At 65.2% G+C, this 20,920-nt stretch carries 17 protein-coding genes; 7 read left to right on the plus strand and 10 right to left on the minus strand.

The window, feature by feature from the left end:
• Positions 1-110: 110 nt before the first annotated feature.
• From U0C82_RS16280 to lpdA, 3 genes are all read left to right on the plus strand, one after another.
• Positions 111-3,098 (plus strand): 2-oxoglutarate dehydrogenase E1 component, encoded by a 2,988-nt coding sequence (locus U0C82_RS16280; RefSeq protein WP_322188541.1) that lies wholly within the window; start codon positions 111-113, stop codon positions 3,096-3,098.
• A 62-nt stretch (positions 3,099-3,160) separates the two neighbouring features.
• A complete protein-coding gene (gene odhB / locus U0C82_RS16285) occupies positions 3,161-4,819 on the plus strand; it encodes a 2-oxoglutarate dehydrogenase complex dihydrolipoyllysine-residue succinyltransferase (protein ID WP_322188543.1) in 1,659 nt (552 codons plus the stop codon).
• Positions 4,820-4,892: 73 nt separating this feature from the next.
• Positions 4,893-6,314, plus strand: a complete 1,422-nt coding sequence (lpdA, locus tag U0C82_RS16290; protein WP_322188545.1) for a dihydrolipoyl dehydrogenase — start codon at positions 4,893-4,895, stop codon at positions 6,312-6,314.
• A 188-nt stretch (positions 6,315-6,502) separates the two neighbouring features.
• On the opposite strand, the gene U0C82_RS16295 is transcribed toward lpdA, so the two are convergent.
• The 4 genes from U0C82_RS16295 to U0C82_RS16310 all read right to left on the minus strand — a co-directional run bounded on the left by U0C82_RS16295 (position 6,503) and on the right by U0C82_RS16310 (position 10,588).
• Positions 6,503-6,967, minus strand: a complete 465-nt coding sequence (locus U0C82_RS16295) for a DUF2948 family protein (RefSeq protein ID WP_322188547.1) — start codon at positions 6,965-6,967, stop codon at positions 6,503-6,505.
• A 109-nt stretch (positions 6,968-7,076) separates the two neighbouring features.
• Positions 7,077-8,060, minus strand: a complete 984-nt coding sequence (locus tag U0C82_RS16300) for a glycosyltransferase family 2 protein (protein WP_322188549.1) — start codon at positions 8,058-8,060, stop codon at positions 7,077-7,079.
• A 106-nt stretch (positions 8,061-8,166) separates the two neighbouring features.
• Complete coding sequence (locus U0C82_RS16305; RefSeq protein ID WP_322188551.1) at positions 8,167-9,018, minus strand: universal stress protein; 852 nt, start codon at positions 9,016-9,018, stop codon at positions 8,167-8,169.
• Positions 9,019-9,103: 85 nt separating this feature from the next.
• Positions 9,104-10,588, minus strand: coding sequence for a SulP family inorganic anion transporter (locus tag U0C82_RS16310; RefSeq protein ID WP_322188552.1), 1,485 nt, complete (start codon positions 10,586-10,588; stop codon positions 9,104-9,106).
• A 327-nt stretch (positions 10,589-10,915) separates the two neighbouring features.
• Between U0C82_RS16310 and pdeM the strand changes: the two genes are divergently transcribed.
• Positions 10,916-11,629 carry a ligase-associated DNA damage response endonuclease PdeM gene (gene pdeM / locus U0C82_RS16315; RefSeq protein WP_322188553.1) on the plus strand — a complete coding sequence of 238 codons (714 nt, stop codon included), beginning with the start codon at positions 10,916-10,918 and terminating at the stop codon, positions 11,627-11,629.
• A gap of 128 nt (positions 11,630-11,757) precedes the next feature.
• Here pdeM and U0C82_RS16320 read toward each other — a convergent pair whose 3' ends face one another.
• Together U0C82_RS16320 and U0C82_RS16325 are read right to left on the minus strand one after the other, a co-directional pair.
• A complete protein-coding gene (locus U0C82_RS16320) occupies positions 11,758-12,645 on the minus strand; it encodes a patatin-like phospholipase family protein (protein ID WP_322188555.1) in 888 nt (295 codons plus the stop codon).
• 161 nt (positions 12,646-12,806) lie between these two features.
• Complete coding sequence (locus tag U0C82_RS16325; protein ID WP_322188557.1) at positions 12,807-13,991, minus strand: acetyl-CoA C-acetyltransferase; 1,185 nt, start codon at positions 13,989-13,991, stop codon at positions 12,807-12,809.
• 293 nt (positions 13,992-14,284) lie between these two features.
• On the opposite strand from U0C82_RS16325, the gene phaR reads away from it, so the two are divergent.
• On the plus strand, positions 14,285-14,866 hold the full coding sequence (gene phaR / locus U0C82_RS16330; RefSeq protein WP_322188558.1) for a polyhydroxyalkanoate synthesis repressor PhaR: 582 nt from the start codon (positions 14,285-14,287) through the stop codon (positions 14,864-14,866).
• A gap of 25 nt (positions 14,867-14,891) precedes the next feature.
• On the opposite strand, the gene U0C82_RS16335 is transcribed toward phaR, so the two are convergent.
• The 3 genes from U0C82_RS16335 to U0C82_RS16345 all read right to left on the minus strand — a co-directional run bounded on the left by U0C82_RS16335 (position 14,892) and on the right by U0C82_RS16345 (position 17,297).
• The gene (locus tag U0C82_RS16335) at positions 14,892-15,968 is read right to left on the minus strand and encodes an NAD(P)H-dependent flavin oxidoreductase (RefSeq protein ID WP_322188560.1); all 1,077 of its coding nucleotides are present in this window, start codon (positions 15,966-15,968) and stop codon (positions 14,892-14,894) included.
• Positions 15,969-16,192: 224 nt separating this feature from the next.
• The gene (gene rpmF, locus U0C82_RS16340; protein ID WP_322188562.1) at positions 16,193-16,372 is read right to left on the minus strand and encodes a 50S ribosomal protein L32; all 180 of its coding nucleotides are present in this window, start codon (positions 16,370-16,372) and stop codon (positions 16,193-16,195) included.
• Between the two features lie 244 nt (positions 16,373-16,616).
• Positions 16,617-17,297: a biosynthetic peptidoglycan transglycosylase gene (locus U0C82_RS16345; protein ID WP_322188564.1), complete on the minus strand. Its 681-nt coding sequence runs from the start codon at positions 17,295-17,297 to the stop codon at positions 16,617-16,619.
• Between the two features lie 203 nt (positions 17,298-17,500).
• Between U0C82_RS16345 and U0C82_RS16350 the strand changes: the two genes are divergently transcribed.
• Positions 17,501-18,391 carry a polyprenyl synthetase family protein gene (locus U0C82_RS16350; protein ID WP_322188566.1) on the plus strand — a complete coding sequence of 297 codons (891 nt, stop codon included), beginning with the start codon at positions 17,501-17,503 and terminating at the stop codon, positions 18,389-18,391.
• A gap of 102 nt (positions 18,392-18,493) precedes the next feature.
• Positions 18,494-19,450 (plus strand): bile acid:sodium symporter family protein, encoded by a 957-nt coding sequence (locus U0C82_RS16355; protein ID WP_322188567.1) that lies wholly within the window; start codon positions 18,494-18,496, stop codon positions 19,448-19,450.
• A gap of 54 nt (positions 19,451-19,504) precedes the next feature.
• On the opposite strand, the gene U0C82_RS16360 is transcribed toward U0C82_RS16355, so the two are convergent.
• Complete coding sequence (locus U0C82_RS16360; RefSeq protein WP_322188569.1) at positions 19,505-20,539, minus strand: lytic transglycosylase domain-containing protein; 1,035 nt, start codon at positions 20,537-20,539, stop codon at positions 19,505-19,507.
• Positions 20,540-20,920 lie beyond the last annotated feature (381 nt).

Genomic DNA, 20,920 nt, shown 5'->3' on the forward strand with positions numbered 1-20,920 from the left:
CCCGGCCACGACGGATCGCCGTCATGTACAGGTTACGAGACAGGCGGAGCCTCGCTTGTCCTTCACGAGAGTTAGGAGGCGGGGTCCCGCAACCTCGCGATAAGACGCCCATGGCACGCAATGATGACGCCAACGAAGTGTTCGCCGAAACTTCGTTTCTCTACGGCGGCAACGCGGATTACATCGAAAGGCTCTATGCATCCTACGAGGACGATCCCGCGTCCGTGGATGGCGAGTGGGCCGCGTTCTTCAAGGGCCTGAAGGACGAGACGGCCGATGTGCGCAAGAGCGCCTCGGGGCCATCCTGGGAGCGCCAGAACTGGCCGATCGCGGCCAATGGCGAACTCGTCTCCGCACTCGACGGCGACTGGGGTCAGGTCGAGCAGAAGATCGACACCAAGGTGAAGAAGGAGGCCCAGAAGCAGGGCGTCGGCATCACCGAGGAGGCCGCCAACCGTGCCCGTCAGGATTCGGTGTCCGCCCTGATGCTGATCCGTGCCTTCCGCGTGCGCGGCCATCTGCATGCCAAGCTCGACCCGCTCGGCATCGCCAACCAGCCCGACGACGACTATAACGAGCTGTCGCCCAAGACCTACGGCTTCACGGAAGCCGATTACGACCGCAAGATCTACATCGACAACGTTCTCGGCATGAAGTTCGCGACCATCCGCGAAATGCTGGACGTTCTCACGCGCACCTACTGCTCCACCCTCGGCGTCGAATTCATGCACATTTCGAACCCGGTCGAGAAGGGCTGGCTTCAGGAGCGGATCGAAGGACCCGACAAGGGCGTCACCTTCACCAGCGAGGGCAAGAAGGCGATCCTCAACAAGCTGATCGAAGCCGATGGTTTCGAGAAGTTTCTCGACGTCAAGTACAAGGGCACCAAGCGCTTCGGTCTCGACGGCGGCGAGGCGCTGATCCCGGCGCTCGAGCAGATCATCAAGCGCGGCGGCCAGCTGGGCCTGAAGGAGATCGTCCTCGGCATGGCCCATCGCGGCCGCCTCAACGTCCTCTCCCAGGTGATGGCCAAGCCCCACCGCGCGATCTTCCACGAGTTCAAGGGCGGCTCCTACAAGCCCGAGGACGTGGAGGGCTCGGGCGACGTGAAATATCATCTGGGAACGTCGTCCGATCGCAGCTTCGACGACAATCACGTCCACCTGTCACTGACGGCGAACCCATCCCATCTCGAGATCGTCGATCCGGTGGTCATGGGCAAGGCGCGCGCCAAGCAGGACCAGATCGCCGGCTCGAAGCGCACCGAGGCGGTGCCGCTCGAAAGCCGCGCCAAGGTCCTGCCGTTGCTCCTGCACGGCGATGCGGCATTCGCCGGCCAGGGCGTCGTGCCGGAATGCTTCAACCTGTCCGCGCTGCGCGGTCACCGGGTCGCCGGTTCGGTCCACTTCATCATCAACAACCAGATCGGTTTCACGACCAATCCCCGTTTTTCGCGCTCCTCGCCCTATCCCTCGGACGTCGCCAAGATGGTCGAGACGCCGATCTTCCACGTCAATGGCGACGATCCGGAAGCGGTGGTCTACGCCGCGAAGATCGCGATCGAATTCCGGATGAAGTTCCACAAGCCGGTCGTCATCGACATGTTCTGTTATCGCCGGTACGGCCATAACGAGGGCGACGAGCCTGCGTTCACGCAGCCCAAGATGTACAAGGTGATCCGCGAGCACCCGACGACGCTCGAGATCTATTCCAAGAAACTGGTGGCCGAAGGTCTGATCAGCCAGCAGGAGGTCGACGACCGGATCGCCGAGTGGCGCAAGACGCTCGACGACGAGTTCGAGGGCAGTTCGTCCTACTCGCCGAACAAGGCCGACTGGCTGGACGGTGCATGGTCCGGCCTTCGTCGCGCCGAGGAAGAGGACGAGCCGCGCCGCGGCGCCACCGGCGTGCCGCTCGCCACCTTGAAGGATATCGGCACCAAGCTCTGTGCGGTGCCGGAGGGCTTCAACGTCCACCGCACCATCCAGCGCTTCCTCGACAACCGGTCCAAGATGATCGAGAGCGGCGAGAACATCGACTGGGCGACGGGCGAGGCCCTGGCGTTCGGATCGCTGGTCGCCGAAGGCCATCCGGTCCGTCTTTCCGGCCAGGATTCGGAGCGCGGCACCTTCTCCCAGCGCCATTCGGTCCTGTACGATCAGGAAACCGAGGATCGGTTCATTCCCCTCGGCCACATCTCGCAAGGCCAGGCGATCTACGAGGTCGTCAATTCGATGCTCTCGGAGGAAGCGGTGCTCGGCTTCGAGTATGGCTATTCGCTTTCCGAGCCGAACGCCCTGACCCTCTGGGAAGCGCAGTTCGGTGATTTCGCCAATGGCGCCCAGGTCGTCATCGACCAGTTCATCTCGTCGGGCGAGCGCAAGTGGCTGCGCATGTCGGGTCTCGTCCTGCTGCTGCCGCATGGCTACGAGGGCCAGGGGCCCGAGCATTCCTCCGCGCGCCTCGAACGCTTCCTGCAGCTCTGCGCCGAAGACAATATGCAGGTCGCCAACGTCACCACGCCGGCGAACTATTTCCACATCCTGCGGCGCCAGCTGAAGCGCGACTTCCGCAAGCCGCTGATCCTGATGACGCCGAAATCGCTGCTCAGGAACAAGCGCGCGGTCTCGACGCTCGACGAAATGGCGGGCGATACGAGCTTCCACCGTCTTCTGTGGGACGATGCGGAACGGATCGAGGGTTCCGAAACGACGCTCGTGTCCGACGACAAGATCCGCCGCGTCGTGATGTGCTCGGGCAAGGTCTATTTCGACCTCTACGAGGAGCGCGAGAAGCGCGGCATCGACGATGTCTACCTGTTGCGGCTCGAACAGCTCTATCCGTTCCCGGCAAAGGCGCTGATCAAGGAACTTTCCCGCTTCAAGCAGGCCGAAATGGTCTGGTGCCAGGAAGAGCCCAAGAACATGGGCGCATGGTCCTTCATCGACCCCTATCTGGAATGGGTGCTCGAACATATCGGCGTCGCCAAGACGCGTGTGCGCTATGCCGGCAGGGCGGCTGCCGCATCGCCGGCCGCCGGCACCATGTCGATCCACGTCAAGCAGCTCGAAGCCTTCCTCGAAGAGGCGCTCGGATAAGATCCGACCCCCCCCTACGTTTCACCGATCCGAACCTATCAAGACGCCGAAAGACCTTTACCATGAGCACCGAAATCAAAGTTCCGACCCTCGGCGAATCCGTCTCCGAAGCCACCATCGGCCAGTGGTTCAAGAAGGTCGGCGACCATGTCGAGCAGGACGAGACGCTGGTCGAGCTCGAGACCGACAAGGTGACCGTCGAGGTTCCGGCGCCCGCCGCCGGCGTCCTTCAGGAGATCGTCGTCAAGGAAGGCGAGACCGTCGAGGTGGGAGCCCTGATCGGTACGATCGGCGAAGGGGAAGGCGCCGGGGACACCGCGTCCTCCGAGGCCACCGAACGGCCCTCCGGCAAGGCGAACGAGGCTGCTGCATCGTCCGGTTCGGGCGGATATGGCGATGAAAGCCAGTCGGACACGCAGGATTCGGAACAGGGTGGATCGAAGAGTGAAGCGAAGGGCGGCGCAAGCCTGACGAAGGTCGTCGTCCCCTCCGCCGGCGAATCGGTCACCGAAGCGACCGTCGGCACGATCTTCAAGAAGGTCGGCGACACGGTCGCGGTGGACGAGGCTCTCCTGGAGCTCGAAACCGACAAGGCCGCGCAGGAAGTGCCGTCGCCGGTAGCCGGCGTCATCCGCGAATTGGCCGTTTCCGAAGGCGATGAGGTCAAGGTCGGCGCCCTTCTGATGAAGATCGAGGACGGCGCGTCCGGCGGATCGAGCCGTGACGGCAGCGGCTCGGCCGTCGCCAACCGCTCGCCGGAGGGCGCGAACCAGAACTCGGATGCGCCGGCCCGCGGCGACAAGGGTGGCGAGGCCGAGGGATCGAGCCGCCCGCCGGCACCGTCCGCCCGCAAGATGATGGCCGAGAACGACATGTCCGCCGATAAGGTGACGGGATCGGGACGCGACGGCCAGATCCTGAAGGGCGACGTTCTGGAAGCGGTTTCGCGTGCGGCGCCCTCGAGCCCGCAGGAGACGCCGAAGGCGGCGCCGCAGCGGGCAGCGTCCGCGCCGGACGAGAGCGCGCGCGAAGAGCGCGTGAAGATGACAAGGCTTCGCCAGACCATCGCCAAGCGCCTGAAAAGCGCCCAGGATACGGCCGCGATGCTGACCACCTTCAACGAGGTGGACATGACCGCGACCATGGAGATGCGCAAGAAGTACAAGGATCTCTTCGACAAGAAGCATGGCGTGAAGCTCGGCTTCATGGGCTTCTTCACGAAGGCCGTCTGCCATGCGCTCAAGGAGATTCCGGCGGTCAACGCCGAGATCGACGGCAACGAGATCGTCTACAAGAACTTCTGCAATATCGGCATGGCCGTCGGCACCGATAAGGGGCTCGTCGTCCCGGTCATCAAGGATGCCGACCGGATGACGATCGCCGAGGTCGAGAAGGAGCTCGGGCGCCTGGCGCGGCTCGCGCGCGACGGCAAGCTCGGCGTCTCGGACATGCAGGGCGGCACCTTCACCATCACCAATGGCGGCGTCTACGGCTCCCTGATGTCGACGCCGATCCTCAATGCGCCCCAGTCCGGCATTCTGGGGATGCACAAGATCCAGGAGCGTCCGATGGCGATCGGCGGGCAGGTGGTCATCCGTCCGATGATGTATCTGGCCCTCAGCTACGATCACCGGATCGTCGACGGCAAGGAAGCGGTCACTTTCCTCGTCCGCGTCAAGGAAAGCCTCGAGGACCCCGAGCGCCTGATCCTGGATCTCTGATCCGGCGTCCATCGAGCCTCACGCCGAGCCGACCGGGCCCGGCGCCCATCTCGCACTGTCCGAAAGCATTTTCATGGCTGACACCCCAACCTACGATCTCGTCGTCATCGGCTCCGGCCCTGGCGGTTATGTCTGCGCCATCAAGGCGGCGCAGCTGGGCATGAAGGTCGCCTGCGTGGAAAAGCGCAAGACCTACGGCGGCACCTGCCTCAATGTCGGCTGCATTCCCTCCAAGGCCCTGCTGCACGCCTCCGAGCGCTTCCACGAGGCCGGTCATCACTATGCCGAGCTCGGCATCAAGGTGTCGCCGGAACTCGATCTGCCGGCGATGATGAGCCACAAGGACAAGACGGTGAAGTCGAACGTCGACGGCATCGCCTACCTGTTCAAGAAGAACAAGGTCGACGGGTATATCGGTACCGGCTCGATCGAGGCGCAGGGCTCGGTGAAGGTCGAGAAAGACGACGGTTCGAGCGAGACCCTGTCCGCCAGGAACATCGTCATCGCCACGGGTTCGGAAGTCTCCGGCATTCCAGGTGTCGACCTCACCTTCGATGCCGATACGATCGTATCGTCCGACTGGGCGATCGCGCTCGAACGCGTGCCCGAGACGATGATCATCGTCGGCGGCGGCGTCATCGGCCTCGAGCTCGGCTCGGTCTGGTCGCGCCTCGGCGCGAAGGTCACCGTGGTCGAATATCTCGACAAGGTGCTCGGCCCCATGGACGGCGAACTGTCGACTTCGTTCCAGAAGCTGCTCGTCAAGCAGGGCATCACGTTCAAGCTGGGCGCCAAGGTCACGGGCGTGGAGAAGCACGAGGGCGGCGGTGCCTCGGTGACCTTCGAGCCGGCGAAGGGTGGCGACAGCGAGACGCTTGAGGCCGACGTGGTTCTCGTCGCCACGGGACGTCGGGCGTTCACCCAGAATCTGGGGCTCGAGAACGCCGGCGTGAAGACCGATGATCGGGGCCGCGTCGAGATCGACGAGCACTTCAAGACCAGTGTCGACGGCATCTATGCGATCGGCGACGTGGTGCGCGGCGCGATGCTGGCCCACAAGGCGGAGGACGAAGGCGTGGCGCTCGCCGAGCAGCTGGCCGGACAGTCCGCCCACGTCAATTACGACGCGATTCCCTCGGTGGTCTACACAGCGCCCGAGGTCGCCTCCGTCGGCAAGACCGAGGAGGAGCTGAAGAAGGCCGGCATCGAATACAAGGTCGGCAAGTTCCCCTTCATGGCCAATGGCCGTGCGCGTGCGATGCTGGCGACCGACGGCTTCGTGAAGATGCTGGTCGATGCGAAGACCGACAAGCTTCTCGGTTGCCATATTCTGGGTGCGCAGGCCGGCGACCTCATCGTCGAGGCGGGGCTCATCATGGAGTTCGGCGGATCGGCTGAGGATATCGCGCTGACGAGCCATGCCCATCCCTCGCTCTCCGAAGCCATGCGCGAGGCTGCCATGGCCGCAGCCTATGGCAAGCCGATCCATATCTGATCGGGTGAAAGGAAACCCCGTCGACGTCCGGCGCGGGTTCTCAGCATGGCCAAGCTTTGCGGGCATTCGGGCCCGCACCCGCTCGGTGCCGTGTCGAAGCTGATGGGCAGGGCGCCCAGACAAGCATCCCAAAACGCAAGAAGGCCGCTTTCGAGCGGCCTTCTTGCGTTTCCGTCATATGTCCGTCGTCACGAGGCGGAGCGCTTGTGATCCGGCCTGGAATCGGTCGACCATGCGCCGCCCGCATCCGCGAGCTGCGCTTCGATCACCTCCACTTCCAGCCGGATCGTCGCACCGCCGGCGAAGATCAGGTCGATCCTGCCCGAAGGCGCCTCGGTCTCTTCGAAACGGATCGCCAGGAGCACGAGGATCTGATCGTCATTCGAATGGTCGAGGCCCTGCCGGCGAACGTTCGTTACCCGGTCGAAGTGCAGGGCCGAGCGCCTGCGCTCGTATCGGGGCGCCGAAAAGACGCTGAGCCTTCGCGTGGCGGCCGATTCCCAGGCAAACCGGTTCATTTCGACCGCGAACTGCAGCTCCTTCGCGCGAAAATGACAGTCGCCGAGGCGGACGATCGCATCCTGGCAATGGGCGGACACGATGTCGAGATCGTCACGATCAACGGCGAGAAGGCGGAGGCGGTCGTTGGGCATCGCTGCGACAGGATCTCTTATCGATGAGGAACGCCCCATTCATGCGGGGACCCTTTCGATATAGGACGTCCGTCCCGCGTTCAAAGGCTCGGCGGTGCGCGAAGCGCGGTCAGTTCTTTTCCGGTTGCCGATATTGTTCGGCCACCCGTCCGAACTCCGCCATGAAGCGCCCGACCGCCACCTGCACATGATAAAGGCCGATGGCCGGGGACCGGGTCCGGACGGCCAGCAGGATCGAGCGGAGCGGCGAGGCGCTGAGAAGAGCGATATTGCGGACATGGCGTTTCAGCCCGCCCTGGGCGCCCGTCCCATGGCGACGCTCGATGATCGAGGAGATGGCGCCGTTGCGCACGGAGCGCGCGTTGATCCAGGACGCCTCGGTCCGGCGCGCGGGCATGGTCTCCATCACGGGCGCGTTCTCACACCAGGCAAAGGTGAAGCCGCGATCCTTCGCGCGTGTGTAGAAGTCCGCATCGCCGCCGCCGATGAAGTTGAACGCCGGATCGAGCCATTCGGGGCCCATCGCCTGCAACACCCGGCGGCGGATGGCGACATTGCCCGACGAAAACAGGATCGGAACGGGGCCGCTGCTTTTGTAGTGCGGCGTGAAGACCGGATGCCTGGCCCAGCGCCGGCTCGCGGCCACGTCCTCGAAGACGGGCGTTTGCGGCGCGCCGACCAGATCCGCACGATATGTTTCGCTCGCCTCGATGAGGCGGTCCAGCCAGTGCTTCGTCGCAAGCTCGTCATCGTCGATGATGAGAAGGTGGGAAAAGTCCGCATAGTGGGCAAGCGCCGTCTGGATGCCGGCATTGTACGCCGAGCAATTGCCGCGATCGTGGGCGATCAGCGCGATGCCCGCCTGGGCGGGGTTCTCCTCGAACCAGGCCCTTGCGGCCTTCGCCCCTGCCAGGCTCTCATCGTCATTCTCCATCACGATGATCGCGAAGGACCGGGCCGTCTCCTGCGCTTTCAGGGAATCGAGGGTCCGCACCAAATGATCGGGCCGGCGAAACGTCGGCAGGATGATGACGGCCTCGATCGGCCGTTCGCTCGCCGTCACATGCTGGATCGTGATGTTCGGTTTCGTCATTGTCACGCCGTTCGGTCGGGTGGGTCGCCTGGCGCAAAGGTTAGGCGCGATTGGTGAACAATCTTGCCGCGCCGTCGCGCATCGGCCAAGCAGCGTGAACGAAGCCTTAGCGGAAGAGCAGAACCGGACGCCTGCAGGCACGCACGATCTCGCTCGTCGTGGATCCGACGAGAAAGCGGCGAAGGCTCGAATGTCCGGAGGCGCCGACGATGACGAGATCGATAGCCTCGCGCTCGCATTCGGCGACGACCGCATCGTCGGGATCGCCGGTCAGCAGTTTCGCGCGGGCGTCGAAGCCTTCGGCCTTCAGGGTCTTGCACACCCGGTCGAGTTCGGCGTCGGACGACTTGCCGGTCGCCTTCGCGACTTCGATCCGCGTCCCCTTCAACAGGGGGGAGACGCGCAGCCAGTCGAGCGCCTTCGAAATGCTCGGGCCGCCATCATAGGCGACGAGCACGCGTTCGATCGGGCGGAACGCGCGCGCGGCGATCAGCACCGGCACGCTCGTGCGGCGCATCACGCGTTCGAGATTGGACCCGAGATGGAGCTTGGCGAAATTCGCCGCATCGCCGCGTTTTCCGAGCACGACGAGATCGCAACCCGTCTCGCGCCTCTCGATCTCTTCGAGGAGATCGCCCAGGACGAGGTCGTGCGAAACGGTTTCGACGCCGTCGGCGGCGAGCTTTGCGGCCGCATCCGACAGGACGAGGCGGCCCCGCTTGCGGGCGAGCCTGGCATGCTGCTCGTCGTGCGCGGCCAGCTCCTTGAGAAGTTCCTCGCGCTCGCCGAGGTCGAGGCTACCCGACATGTCCGAGGGCGCCGAGCCGATATCGCGGCGACCGATGGCATGGATCAGCTCCACCTCGGCCCGCAGGCGCTTGGCGGCGAAGGCGATATTGTCGAGAACGCTCGCGGTGTACTGCGAGCCGTCGATCAGCCCCAGGATTTTCGCCACCATGTTTCCTCTTCAAGCATCGGTCCCGGCGCGCCGTCCGCGCGCCCTTTCGCAGCCTCCGGGGCGAACGGCCCCGAAATCAGTCTAGTCAGTGCGATTGCATGCGGGCAAGGACGTCAGGCTCGTCCGCGACGCCGAGGCGGCCGACGAGGGTGCGGCTTGCCTCGTTCAGGCCGACGATCTCGACCTCGGTGCCCTCGCGCCTGAATTTGAGGACGGCGCGGTCGAGGGCGCCGACGCCCGACAGGTCCCATATGTGGGAACGGGAGACGTCGATCGTCACCTTGTCCACGTCCTCGCGGAAGTCGAAGGCCTTCGCGAAGTCGCCGGTGGATGCGAAGAACAGCTGACCCTGGATCCGGTAGGTGCGGTGGCGCCGATCCTCCGACAGGTCGCTGTCGACCGCGAAGAGCTGCGCGACTTTCGCCGCGAAGAAGATGCCCGACAGAAGCACGCCGGCAACGACGCCGATGGCCAGATTGTGCGTCCAGACGACGGTCACGACGGTGACGAGCATGACGGTCGAGGATCTGCGCGGATGGGTCTTCAGATTGGCGATCGAATCCCACGAGAACGTCCCGATCGAGACCATGATCATGATCGCGACGAGCGCGGCCATCGGAATGATCGCGACGAGATCGCCGAGAACCACGATGAGGAAAAGCAGTGCAACGCCGGCGAAGAAGCAGGAGAGGCGGGTTCGCCCACCGGACTTCACGTTGATCACCGACTGGCCGATCATCGCGCAGCCCGCCATGCCGCCGAAGAATCCGGTGACGGTGTTGGCGATGCCCTGGCCGAGGCATTCGCGGTTCTTGTCCGAGCCGGTGTCCGTCAGATCGTCGACGACCTGCGCCGTCATCAGGGATTCCAGGAGACCGACGACGGCGATGCCGAGGGAATAGGGCAGGATGATCTGCAGGGTTTCGAGCGTCGGCGGCACGTCCGGGAGAAGGAAGATCGGCAGCGAATCCGGCAGGGCCCCCATGTCGCCCACCGTCCGCAGGTCGAACTCGAAGAAGACGGCGAGCGCCGTCACCACGAGGATCGCCACGAGCGGCGACGGGATCGCCGTGGTGAGGCGGGGCAGGAGATAGATGATGGCAAGGCCCAGCGCGACCATGACGTAGGTCAGGGACGGCACGCCGACGAGCTCGGGAATCTGCGCCATGAAGATCAGGATGGCGAGCGCGTTGACGAAGCCGGTCATCACGGACCGGGAGACGAAGCGCATGGCGTCGCCGAGCTTCAGGAAGCCGGCGACGAGCTGCAGCAGACCGGCCAGCACGGTGGCGGCGAAGAGATATTGCAGCCCGTGATCGGCGACGAGCGTGACCATCAGGACGGCGGTCGCGGCCGTTGCCGCGGAAATCATGCCGGGGCGTCCCCCGAAGATCGCCGTCAGACAGGCGATCGAGAAGGACGCGTAGAGGCCGACCTTCGGGTCGACACCGGCGATGATGGAGAACGCGATCGCCTCAGGGATGAGGGCGAGGGCCACCACGAGACCGGACAGGAGATCGCCGCGAACATTGCCGAGCCATTCGGCTCTCAGAGTGTGGGTCGAGACCATGGGCTCCAGACGATCGGTTGTTGGCGTCGCACGGCAGGCTCGCTCGGTGGGCCCGAAGGGCAGGCGCCGGACGCAGGACGGATGCGGGCGAAGGGCCCGCGAGGGTGCGACGAAGACATTGACCGGGGAGAAGCGCCCGGCATCGCCGCCTGTTCAAAGGGCACAGGTTGATATTGCGGCGCACTCTTGGCCCACGGGCCGCGCGGAATCAACCCGCGACCATCGGACTCGCCATCGGCCGCGCGCATCGGCTTGCCTTCGCGCGGTTTGCCCGGCAAAAGAACGGAACGGGAAGATCCTGAAGAAACCGAATGGCGGCGGTGATCGATGAACGCTTTGGCGCGGCGCATGCGGCAGGATGATTGCGAGCGGCTGGATACCGAAATCGCCGGGGAGGGCGTCCAGCTCGATCCGGCCGGTGTCATGCTACTGCCCGACCAGCGCACGCTGATCGTCTCCGACCTGCACATCGAAAAGGGCGCGGCCTTTGCCCGCCGCGGCATGATGCTGCCGCCCTACGACACGGCGATGACGCTGACCTTGCTGGAGCGGGTCCTCGCACGCTGCGACGCGCGCCGTATCATCTGCCTTGGGGATTCATTCCACGATCGGTCCGGCGCCGAACGGATGCCGGACATCTACCGGCAAAAGCTCGTCGCGCTGATGGCGGGCAAGGATTGGGTCTGGATCAGCGGCAATCACGATCCCGAACCGCCCGCCGGTCTGGGGGGGGACACTTGCGAGACCCTGGCGCTCGGCCATCTGGTCCTGCGCCACGAGCCGTCGGCCGCGCCGTCCCGCGGCGAGATCGCCGGACACCTGCACCCGGTCGCCAAGGTGCGGGGCGCCGGACGGACTTTGCGGGGCAGTTGCTTCGTGGGGGACGGTACACGCCTCATTCTTCCGTCCTTCGGAGTCACGACCGGCGGGCTCAACGTTCTCGATCGCGCCTTTTCCGGCATGTTCGCCCGAAAGACCGCGACGGCCTTCGTGACCGGCATGCGCAAGATCTATCCGATCGGCTTTGGATCGCTCTGCTGACATTTGGAGCCTCGTGCGTCAGGTCACGCGCGAGTCTGGAGCCATCTCGGTGCTGTCACGCATCGGGCTTCCGGAAATCGGTCCCGTTTGTCCCGACGGTGCTCCGGTCGGCGCCGGTGCCCGTCCGATCATCGGCCGGACAGGAGTCCGGCCTCTTCGCCCGCCAGGAACAGTTCCGCGTCCTTTCGGCCGGCTTCCCAAGTCTCGTGCAGCTTGCCCCGATCGGTGAAATCGATCTTGTCGGCCGGAACGGCCTCGGACGGCTGGACGTAGAGCCGCCGTCCGGTCTGGGGCAGGTTGCGGAAACGACGCGTCAGAAGGATCAGCGTGCGTCCTTCGTCCGGTTCGGGGATGGGGGCCTTGGACGTCATGCCCCCGTCGATCACCTTCTGGCCTTCCCATCCCTCGACGTTGAACACCGGCGGGATGACCGCGGCCGCGCAGAGGAGATCGGCCAGCTTGCCGTTTCGCGCCGCCTCCCGCGCATCGACGAAGCTCGAATCGGCACCCAGCCTTTTCGGCCATTCGACATCGGGCGTCGAGCGGATCGACAGATCGAGCATATAGGCGGCCATCATCGGGAAGGTCGACCATTTCGGGAAGGTCTCGGACGGCGGATGGGCGATCAGGACCTGGAACTGCGGCCCGTCGACGATCGTCTGAACGGCATCCTCGTCGAACACCTCCGTCACCACCTCGCGGTAGATGCGCTGGTGCGGCGTGAGCCCGTCTTCGTCCACCTCCTCCGAGGAGGTGCTGACATTGTGGTCTCGGTCGGCGAATGCATCGCCCATGGTCGTCAGCAGCTTGTCCTCGCGCCGTGCGATGAAGCAGGCCGCGGCGAGCGCGCCGCCCGACGCCCCGGCAACGCGCTTGGGTTCGAGGCCCAGGGGCCTGCGGACGATCTCGCAGAATCCGCCATGCCAGAAGCAGCGCGTGCCGCCACCGGAGAAGACGAGCTGCTCGAACGGCTGGAGCCGAGTGCTGTCGGCGATGGAGGGGGCGTGCTCGGCCAAGGGATCTGCTCCGAACTCTCGGGGGTGCTCGATGAAAAACCCCCGCCCGAGGGCGAGGGGTCGAAAGGTTCAGGGCTTGGGTCTGAGGCAGGCGCGTGCACGCTGCGATGCGCAGCGTACGAGACCTGCGGTCCCGTGCCTCCCGATCGCTGTCCGGCCCATCACATGGCCTCGACGCACATGGCAACGCCCATGCCGCCGCCGACGCAGAGTGTCGCAAGGCCCTTCTTCGCGCCGCGGCGCTGCATCTCGAAGATCAGCGTATTGAAGATGCGCGCACCCGAGGCGCCAACGGGATGACCGATCGCGATCGATCCGCCATTGACGTTGACGATCTCCGGATCCCAGCCGAGTTCCTTGTTAACGGCGCAGGCCTGCGCGGCGAAGGCTTCGTTGGCCTCGACCAGGTCGAGGTCGCCGATCTTCCAGCCGGCTTTTTCGAGGGCGCGGCGCGAGGACGGAATAGGTCCGGTGCCCATGATGGCCGGATCGACACCGGCGGTCGCCCACGAGACGATGCGAACCAGCGGCGTGATCCCGCGACGCTGAGCCTCGGTTTCGGTCATCAGCACGACGGCGGCGCCGCCGTCGTTGATACCGGAGGCGTTGGCGGCCGTGACGCTGCCCTCCTTGTCGAAGGCCGGGCGCAGCTTGCTGATCTTGTCAGCCGTCACGCCGTACTTGATGTACTCGTCGTCCTCGACGACCGTGTCTTCCTTTCGGCCCTTGACCGTGAAGGGAACGATCTCGTCCTTGAAGCGGCCGGCCTTCTGCGCCGCCTCTGCCCTGTTCTGCGAGGTGGTGGCGAACTCGTCCTGCATCTCGCGGGTGATCTGGAACTGGCTCGCGACGTTCTCGGCGGTGTTGCCCATATGGTAGCCATTGAAGGCGTCCAGCAGGCCGTCCTTCAGCATGGTGTCGACCAGCTTGATGTCACCCATCTTCTGGCCGGAGCGCAGATATTGCGCATGCGGCGCCTGCGACATGGATTCCTGGCCGCCGGCGACGATGATCTTGGCGTCGCCCATGGCGATCTGCTGCATGCCGATGGCGATGGTGCGAAGGCCGGAACCGCACAGCTGGTTGAGACCCCAAGCGGTGGTCTCCTTCGGGCAGCCTGCGGCCATGGCGGCCTGACGCGCCGGGTTCTGGCCCTGCGCCGCCGTCAGGATCTGGCCCATGATCACCTCGTCGACCTCGCCGGGATCGACCTTGGCGCGCGCCAGGGCTTCCTTGATCGCGGTCGCGCCGAGTTCGTGCGCCGGGACGCTCGACAATCCGCCGAGAAACGAGCCGACGGCGGTGCGTGCTGCGCCGGCGATGACGATCGATTCGGTATGACTCATGTGTTCACTCCCTCAAGTTTTCCCCAGCGCCTTGCCGGACCGTGCCCATCGGCCGCCGGTGAAAGATCGCTTTACCATCCAAATTGAGCGTTCGGGCCGCCAAGTCAAATGATCGCCGTGGGAGCGCGCGCCGGCCCGATGCATGGACCGAAGACGTCGGTCAAGCAGCAGGGAACGGTGGGACTGAATTCGGTTTGGAAACGCTTGAGAAATATGCCACTCCTGATGCAGCGCAGCGAATTTGCATTTCCAATGTGCGTCGCAACTGAAATTGTCTTTGGGGATACGAAGGCATGGCCAAGAATTCTGACGGAACGATCATCAAGAAATACGCCAATCGTCGGCTCTACAACACCGGCACGAGCCAGTATGTGACTCTCGAAAACCTGGCGACGATGATCAAGAAAAACGAAGAGTTCACCGTCCAGGACGCCAAGACCGGCGACGACATCACCCATGCGGTGTTGACGCAGATCATCTTCGAGCAGGAGAGCAAGACGGGCCAGGCCCTGATGCCGACGGCATTCCTGCGCCAGCTTATCGGCTTTTACGGCGACCAGATGCAGATGGTGGTGCCGAGCTATCTCGAGCAGTCCATGTCGGCGCTGGCACGCGAGCAGGTTCGCTTCCGCGAGACAATGACGAGTGCGGTCGGCAAGACGCCGATGGAAATGATGGAAGCGCAGGTGCGCACCAACACCGAGATGTTCCGCAAGGCGATGGCGATGTTCAATCCCTTCGTGCCGGGTGTTGCCGACAGCCAATCCCCGGACGAGGCCGCGCCGTCGGACGACAGCAAGAAGGAGCTCGACGCCATGCGCGACCAGCTTGCTTCCATGCAGGCAAAGATCGATCGGTTGACCGAGAAGGATTGACGCAAGCCCTCTCGTCCTCGCGCAATCAGGCCAGGAACGCGTCGATCTGGCCTGCGATGCCGGCGACGATCTCGCCGGCCGGCCGGGCTTCGGCCAACCTTGCCGACTGGCCGGCCCAGGCCTGCATCCGTCCGATATCGCCCTTGTCCGCCGCCTCCTTGCGCATCGCGGCGGTGAGGCCGCGCTGGACGGGATAGGGCGCGGGATCGGGTATCTCGCCGGCCTCGATCGCCTCGACATAGGGCGTTCGGATCGCCCTGCCGGTCCGTCCGGAAAAACCGCGCGTCAGGGCCGTATCCTCGGCCTCGAGGCCGGCCAGCGCATGCGCCCAGGCAGCGTTCGTGCCGGCCTCCGGCGCACGCAGGAAGCCGGTTCCGATCTGGACGGCGGACGCGCCGAGGACGAGGGCGGCGATCGCCGTGCGACCATCGGCGATGCCGCCTGCCGCCACCACCGGACAGCGCACCGAATCCGCGATGGCGGGAAGGAGTGCGAGCATGCCGGTCGTCTGGCGCTCCGCGCAGCTTGCGTCGAACGCACCCCTGTGTCCGCCGGCTTCCCCCGACTGTGCGACGATCACGTCGGCTCCGGCACGTTCGGCAAGTCGCGCCTCGCGGACGCTCGTGACGGTGGCGAACCAGAGCATGCCGTGGGCCTTGACGTCCGCGATCACCTCTTCGGACGGCAAGCCCATCACGGTGGAAAACGCGGTCGGCCGCGCATCGACGATCGCGCGCACCTGATCGGCGAAATCCTGCAGCGGTGCGTCGCCGGCGCTCGGCGGAACCTCCGGCCCCCATGCCGAGAGCGCGGCGCGCAGCGCCGATTCGCGGGTTTCGTCGCGTTCGGGCTCGGGATCCGGCACCCAGAGGTTCATCAGGAAGGGACCGTCGGAGCCTTCGCGGAATGTCCTTGCCCAAGCCGCGATCTCGTCCGGCGTGTAGAGCAGGGCACCGCAGGCGCCCATGCCGCCCGCCCCGGCGACGGCCACCGAGAGCGCCGGCGGGCAGGCGCCCGCCATGGCAGCAAGGCCGACGGGGGTCCGGGCGCCGGTGAGTGCCGTGAACGTCGCAATGCGTCGGGAGATGGCGTCGCGGGTCATGATGCGGGGCGTTCCTCTGCCGGACGTACCGATCGGCGAACGATGCGGGACAAGTCCGTTACATGGTTCGATCGGCGGCCCGGTCCATGGAAAGCGCCGTATCGGGGCGGCCAGTCGCAGACGAACGGCCGCGCCGAATCGGGACACACGAAAACCCGGCCGCCTGGAAAGGCGCCGGGTCGAAAAAGTTCGTTTCGAGATCTGCCGCACGTGGCGGCGAATCCTCAGTCCTTCGGCGTCAGGATCTGGCGACCGCGATACATGCCGGTCTTGAGATCGACGTGATGCGGACGGCGCAGTTCGCCGGAGTTCTTGTCCTCGATGTAGGTCGCTGCCTTCAGCGCATCGGCCGAACGGCGCATGCCGCGCTTGGACGGGGAGGTTTTTCTTTTAGGTACGGCCATTGTAAGCTCCGCTCAATGTCGGTCCCGTGGAGGGGCGAGCCCACCCGTCGTCTCGACCGAGTCTATCGTTCAACTGTTCGCCTTGGTGCCGATGCCGGCATTCGGGCCTCCCGTATCGTCAAAGCCGGTCGCTTCGCAAGCGATATGCGAATGGCTCGGCTTCACCATGACGGGAAATCTTGCGGCCCGCATAGCAAACCCTGCGACGTTTGCAAAGGGGTTGTCGTCCCGAAGCCCTCGCTCGTCATTGGGGTTTCACACAGGCCACATACTCTCCGGAGGCGCGTGCCATGCGTTGAACCCGGTCGGCAAGCGCGTTCATGCGCTTCGTCGGGGCGGCCGGATTGCGGCCCGCGGGGTTGGGAAGCGTGACCGCCAGCAGCGCAGCCTGGCGGGCGGTGAGATCGACCGCGGATCGCCCGAAATAATGCTGGCTGGCCGCCTCGATGCCGTAGACGCCCGTGTCCCACTCCGCGATGTTGAGATAGATTTCGAGAATGCGGGCCTTGGACACGACGAGGTTCAGGTAGAGGGCGAGCGGCAGTTCGATGCCCTTGCGGATGTAGGAGCGTCCGTTCCACAGGAAGAGGTTCTTCGCCGTCTGCATCGGAATGGTCGAGGCGCCGCGCGTCTCCTCGCCATCGAGAAAATCGGTGACGACCGCCTTCATCTCCCCCCAATCGACCCCGTCGTGCCGGCAGAACTGGCCGTCTTCCGACATGATGACGGAGTAGCGCATGACCGGCGCGACGGCCTCGAGGTCGACCCATTCGCGCAGATAGGGCCTGAACGTGAAGTGATCGCGCAGAATCAGTGTCGAAACGGGATGGATCGGCGCAAACGTGTAGATGGGGACCAGAATGAGGGGAATGGCGATCAGCACGGCGGCTGCAACCAGAAGTGCGAGGATGGTCTTGCGCAGCATCGAAGGGACCAAATGTCTTGCGAAAAGGTTCGCCGGCGGTGTTGGCGATCGGACCCGTTCGGTTTAGACGGCGGAAAACCGCAGGGCAATGAGGGCGCTGCGACGGGTTCGCGCCCGCCGGGCGCTCGGGGCTTCCGCCCGGCGCCTCGCGGGACGCCGAGCCGATCTCGACGCCATCTCAAGGAAAGCCGGAAGGAGCCGCGATGTTCGAGCAACGCCTGGCGCAAACCGCGGATCTCGTCGAGGCGAGGCTGGCCGACATCCTGTCGGGACGGTCCCCGGCGCTGGCCGGCGCACCGGAACGGCTTCTCGCCGCCATGCGACACGGCGCGCTCGGCGGCGGCAAGCGGCTCCGGCCGTTTCTTCTGATCGAGAGCGCGGCCCTGTTCGGCGCAGACGAGCGGGACGTTCTCGACCTCGCCTGCGCCCTCGAGGCCATCCACTGCTATTCGCTCGTTCACGACGATCTGCCGGCAATGGACGATGACGACATGCGGCGCGGCCGGCCGACGGTTCACAGGGCCTATGACGAGGCGACGGCGATTCTTGCCGGCGACGCCCTCCTGACCCTCGCCTTCGCACTCGTCGGGCAGCCGAGCGCGATCCCGGCGGAGGCGCGGATCGCCCTCTGCGTGCTACTGGCTCAGGATGCGGGCGCGGCCGGCATGGCGGGCGGGCAGGCGCTCGATCTCGCGGCCGAAACCCGAACGCTGCACGAAGGCGAAATCGCCCGGATGCAGGCGATGAAGACCGGTGCCTTGATTGCGTTCGCCTGCGAGGCCGGCGCGATCGCGGGTGCCGCAAAAGCCGCCGACAGGGCGCGGCTCAGGCGATTCGGCGAGACGATCGGTCTCGCCTTCCAGCTTGCGGACGATCTTCTCGACGAAACCGCCGATGCCGCCCAGCTCGGCAAGGCCGCCGGCAAGGACCGCGAGCGGGGCAAGAAGACCCTGCCGTCCCTTCACGGGATCGCCTGGACCCGCGACCGTCTGGCCGGCCTTGTGGGGCAGGCGGAGATGGAACTTGCGCCATTCGGCGAGCGTGCCGAAACCCTGCTGGACGCGGCCCGCTTCATCGCCGCGCGGGACCGGTAGCCCGGCCGTCGCGAACGGAAACGGGCGTCTTATGGTTTGACGGGCTCTGAAGGCAGGGTATGAGGAGCGCGATTTTTCCTCCGGCCTGAACTGGTTTCGTACATGCTTCTCGCTCTCGGGCAATTGTCGACGTTCGTCGGTCGCACCTTCGCGCTCTGGACAATCCTCTTTGCGGCGCTCGGCTTTTTCCTGCCGGACGTTTTCACCTCCTTCGTGCCGTGGATCGTGCCGCTGCTCGGCATCATCATGTTTGGCATGGGGCTGACGATCTCCTTCGACGATCTGAAGGAAGTGGCGCGCCGCCCGTTCGACGTCGCGCTGGCGGTTGTCCTGCAATTCGTGATCATGCCGCTGACGGCGCTGGTTCTCACGCTGATCATACCGATGTCGCCGGAGGTCGCCGCAGGCGTCATTCTCGTGGGCTGCTGCCCGGGGGGAACATCGTCCAACGTGATGACCTATCTCGCCAAGGGCGACGTCGCCCTTTCCGTCGCCTGCACGTCCGTCTCGACGCTGCTCGCGCCGATCCTCACGCCACTTCTCGTCTATCTTCTCGCAAGCCAGTATCTGCCTGTCGATGCCGGCGCGATGTTCGTCTCGATCCTGAAGATCGTCCTCGTTCCGGTGGTGCTCGGCATTGTCTGCCAGCGTTATTTCGGGACCGCGGTGCGCGCTGCGATTTCCGTGTTGCCGCTCGTCAGCGTCGCGGGCATCGTGCTCATCGTCGCCGCCGTCGTCGCGGTGAACCAGGAGCGGATCGCAACGTCCGGCCTGGCAATCCTGATGATCGTCGCGCTGCACAATCTTGCCGGTCTCGTGCTCGGCTACGCCGCAGCGCGGGCTTTCCGACTGCCGGCGCGAAAGGCGAAGACGGTCTCGCTGGAAGTCGGCTTGCAGAATTCGGGCCTCGGCGCCGCGCTTGCGACGGCGCATTTCTCGCCCCTGGCCGCGGTGCCGAGCGCGATCTTTTCGGTCTGGCACAATATTTCAGGGGCGATCGCCGCCAATCTCTTCGCCAGAATGGGCTCCGACGAACGTCCTCGCCGCCGCGCGACTTGAACGGCTGCAGGCGGCGGGCCGCCATGCGCATTCTCTTCCCTTTCGGGGTGAATGTCAGTTCTTCACGACCATGCAGGAGCCGCCGTTCCCGCGCAGGCGCCCGCACAGGGTGTCGGCTTCATTCCGGCTGTCGGCGCCGATCCGCACGGCATAGATGCGGGCCATGCCGGCGGCGCGGGTGCGCACGACCATCGGCTGCTTGGCGCCGATCACCGAACCGAACGAGGAGCGCACGCGCGAGAACATCTTCAGCGCGACAGAGCGGTTCGCATGGCCGGCCACCTGGACACCCCAGGGCTGGCTGATCACCTCGGGCGCCTGCGTCGAGGCAAAGACCGCGCGGGTCTTCATAATCGGCAGGCGCGCGCAGGATTCGATGAAGGAGAACTCCTCGTCGAGCGGGCGCTTCTCGACGTCGCGGCCCGATTCCAGGAACCATTCGATCGGGCGATAGGTGATCGCATTGACATAGTCGATCGTCTCGGACGGCAGGTTGCCGGTCGCACCGCGCGCGATCCAGCCCTTCATCCGGTTGATGCCACCATTGTAGGCCGCCGCGGCCAGTCCCCAATTGCCGAGTTCGTTCTTCAGGTCGCGCAGATAGAGCGCGGAATGCTTGATGGCCTCAACATAATCGTACGGGTCGGCCAGGCCCCGCTCCTTGGCGGTATAGGGCATGAACTGGGCGATTCCCCGCGCGCCCACCGGCGACAGGGCGCCGACGTCGAAGCGGCTTTCCTTCCAGATCAGACGGGCGAAGAAATCGCGGTTCATCATGACGCGGTCCGCGTTCTGCGCGATCAGCGTGCAGATGTCCTGCGGCGTCGGATTGGCCTTGCGAACGCTCTTGGTCGGCTGCACGACCTCGGACGCCGTCTCAGGCACCGCGCCGGGTTCGACGGCCAGCGTGGCGTCTTCCGCGGCCGGCGGGGATCCGGTTGCGGTTTGTGGGGTCGACGGGTTCGACGCGCCGGGATCGGTTTCCTGCCCCGATATTGTCTGCGCGCTCTGAGCGTGACCCGGCGAAACCGCTAGGTGCGACAGGCCCATGGCGAGCCCCAGACCGGCGGCGATTGCGGATGTTCGCACCGGGTACCTCTCGCTTGAAATGAACTTCATAAGTCTCACGACCTGAATGTGCCCAAGCCGGAGGATAACGCAACCCTTCGCGACGCAGTCTGGTCGAACCTCGCCGCCCTTTCCGCGCAATTCCGGCGCGGCGCACGGGGCGTTCGCTCCCGCTGCATATCCAAGCCTTGCGTGGGGGCGGCCCGAATGCGCCGAAGCGACGTTTTGCCACCATCGGCAACGGGTCTGCGTTCGTCAGCCGGATCGTTCGGCGCGCGCTCCGCCAAATGTGCCGCTTTCGACACGTCGCTTGGACCGGACAGTCTCCCGGTTGGCGAAAGCCTCGGCCCCAAGATCCAAATCGATTTTCGGAAAGCGTCGATGCGGCAAACCAAAGAGAGA

The sequence above is a fragment of the Fulvimarina uroteuthidis genome (assembly GCF_034321785.1).
In the GTDB taxonomy this organism is placed as follows: Bacteria; Pseudomonadota; Alphaproteobacteria; order Rhizobiales; family Rhizobiaceae; genus Fulvimarina; species Fulvimarina uroteuthidis.

Bases quoted from the DNA above. Each gene is read 5' to 3' on its own strand.
- U0C82_RS16280 (WP_322188541.1), top strand. From the start codon at position 111: ATGGCACGCAATGATGACGCCAACGAAGTGTTCGCCGAAACTTCGTTT.
- pdeM (WP_322188553.1), top strand. From the start codon at position 10,916: ATGAACGCTTTGGCGCGGCGCATGCGGCAGGATGATTGCGAGCGGCTG.
- U0C82_RS16310 (WP_322188552.1), bottom strand. From the start codon at position 10,588: ATGGTCTCGACCCACACTCTGAGAGCCGAATGGCTCGGCAATGTTCGC.
- odhB (WP_322188543.1), top strand. From the start codon at position 3,161: ATGAGCACCGAAATCAAAGTTCCGACCCTCGGCGAATCCGTCTCCGAA.
- U0C82_RS16295 (WP_322188547.1), bottom strand. From the start codon at position 6,967: ATGCCCAACGACCGCCTCCGCCTTCTCGCCGTTGATCGTGACGATCTC.
- U0C82_RS16305 (WP_322188551.1), bottom strand. From the start codon at position 9,018: ATGGTGGCGAAAATCCTGGGGCTGATCGACGGCTCGCAGTACACCGCG.
- U0C82_RS16325 (WP_322188557.1), bottom strand. From the start codon at position 13,991: ATGAGTCATACCGAATCGATCGTCATCGCCGGCGCAGCACGCACCGCC.
- lpdA (WP_322188545.1), top strand. From the start codon at position 4,893: ATGGCTGACACCCCAACCTACGATCTCGTCGTCATCGGCTCCGGCCCT.
- U0C82_RS16355 (WP_322188567.1), top strand. From the start codon at position 18,494: ATGCTTCTCGCTCTCGGGCAATTGTCGACGTTCGTCGGTCGCACCTTC.
- phaR (WP_322188558.1), top strand. From the start codon at position 14,285: ATGGCCAAGAATTCTGACGGAACGATCATCAAGAAATACGCCAATCGT.
- U0C82_RS16345 (WP_322188564.1), bottom strand. From the start codon at position 17,297: ATGCTGCGCAAGACCATCCTCGCACTTCTGGTTGCAGCCGCCGTGCTG.
- U0C82_RS16335 (WP_322188560.1), bottom strand. From the start codon at position 15,968: ATGACCCGCGACGCCATCTCCCGACGCATTGCGACGTTCACGGCACTC.
- rpmF (WP_322188562.1), bottom strand. From the start codon at position 16,372: ATGGCCGTACCTAAAAGAAAAACCTCCCCGTCCAAGCGCGGCATGCGC.
- U0C82_RS16350 (WP_322188566.1), top strand. From the start codon at position 17,501: ATGTTCGAGCAACGCCTGGCGCAAACCGCGGATCTCGTCGAGGCGAGG.
- U0C82_RS16300 (WP_322188549.1), bottom strand. From the start codon at position 8,060: ATGACGAAACCGAACATCACGATCCAGCATGTGACGGCGAGCGAACGG.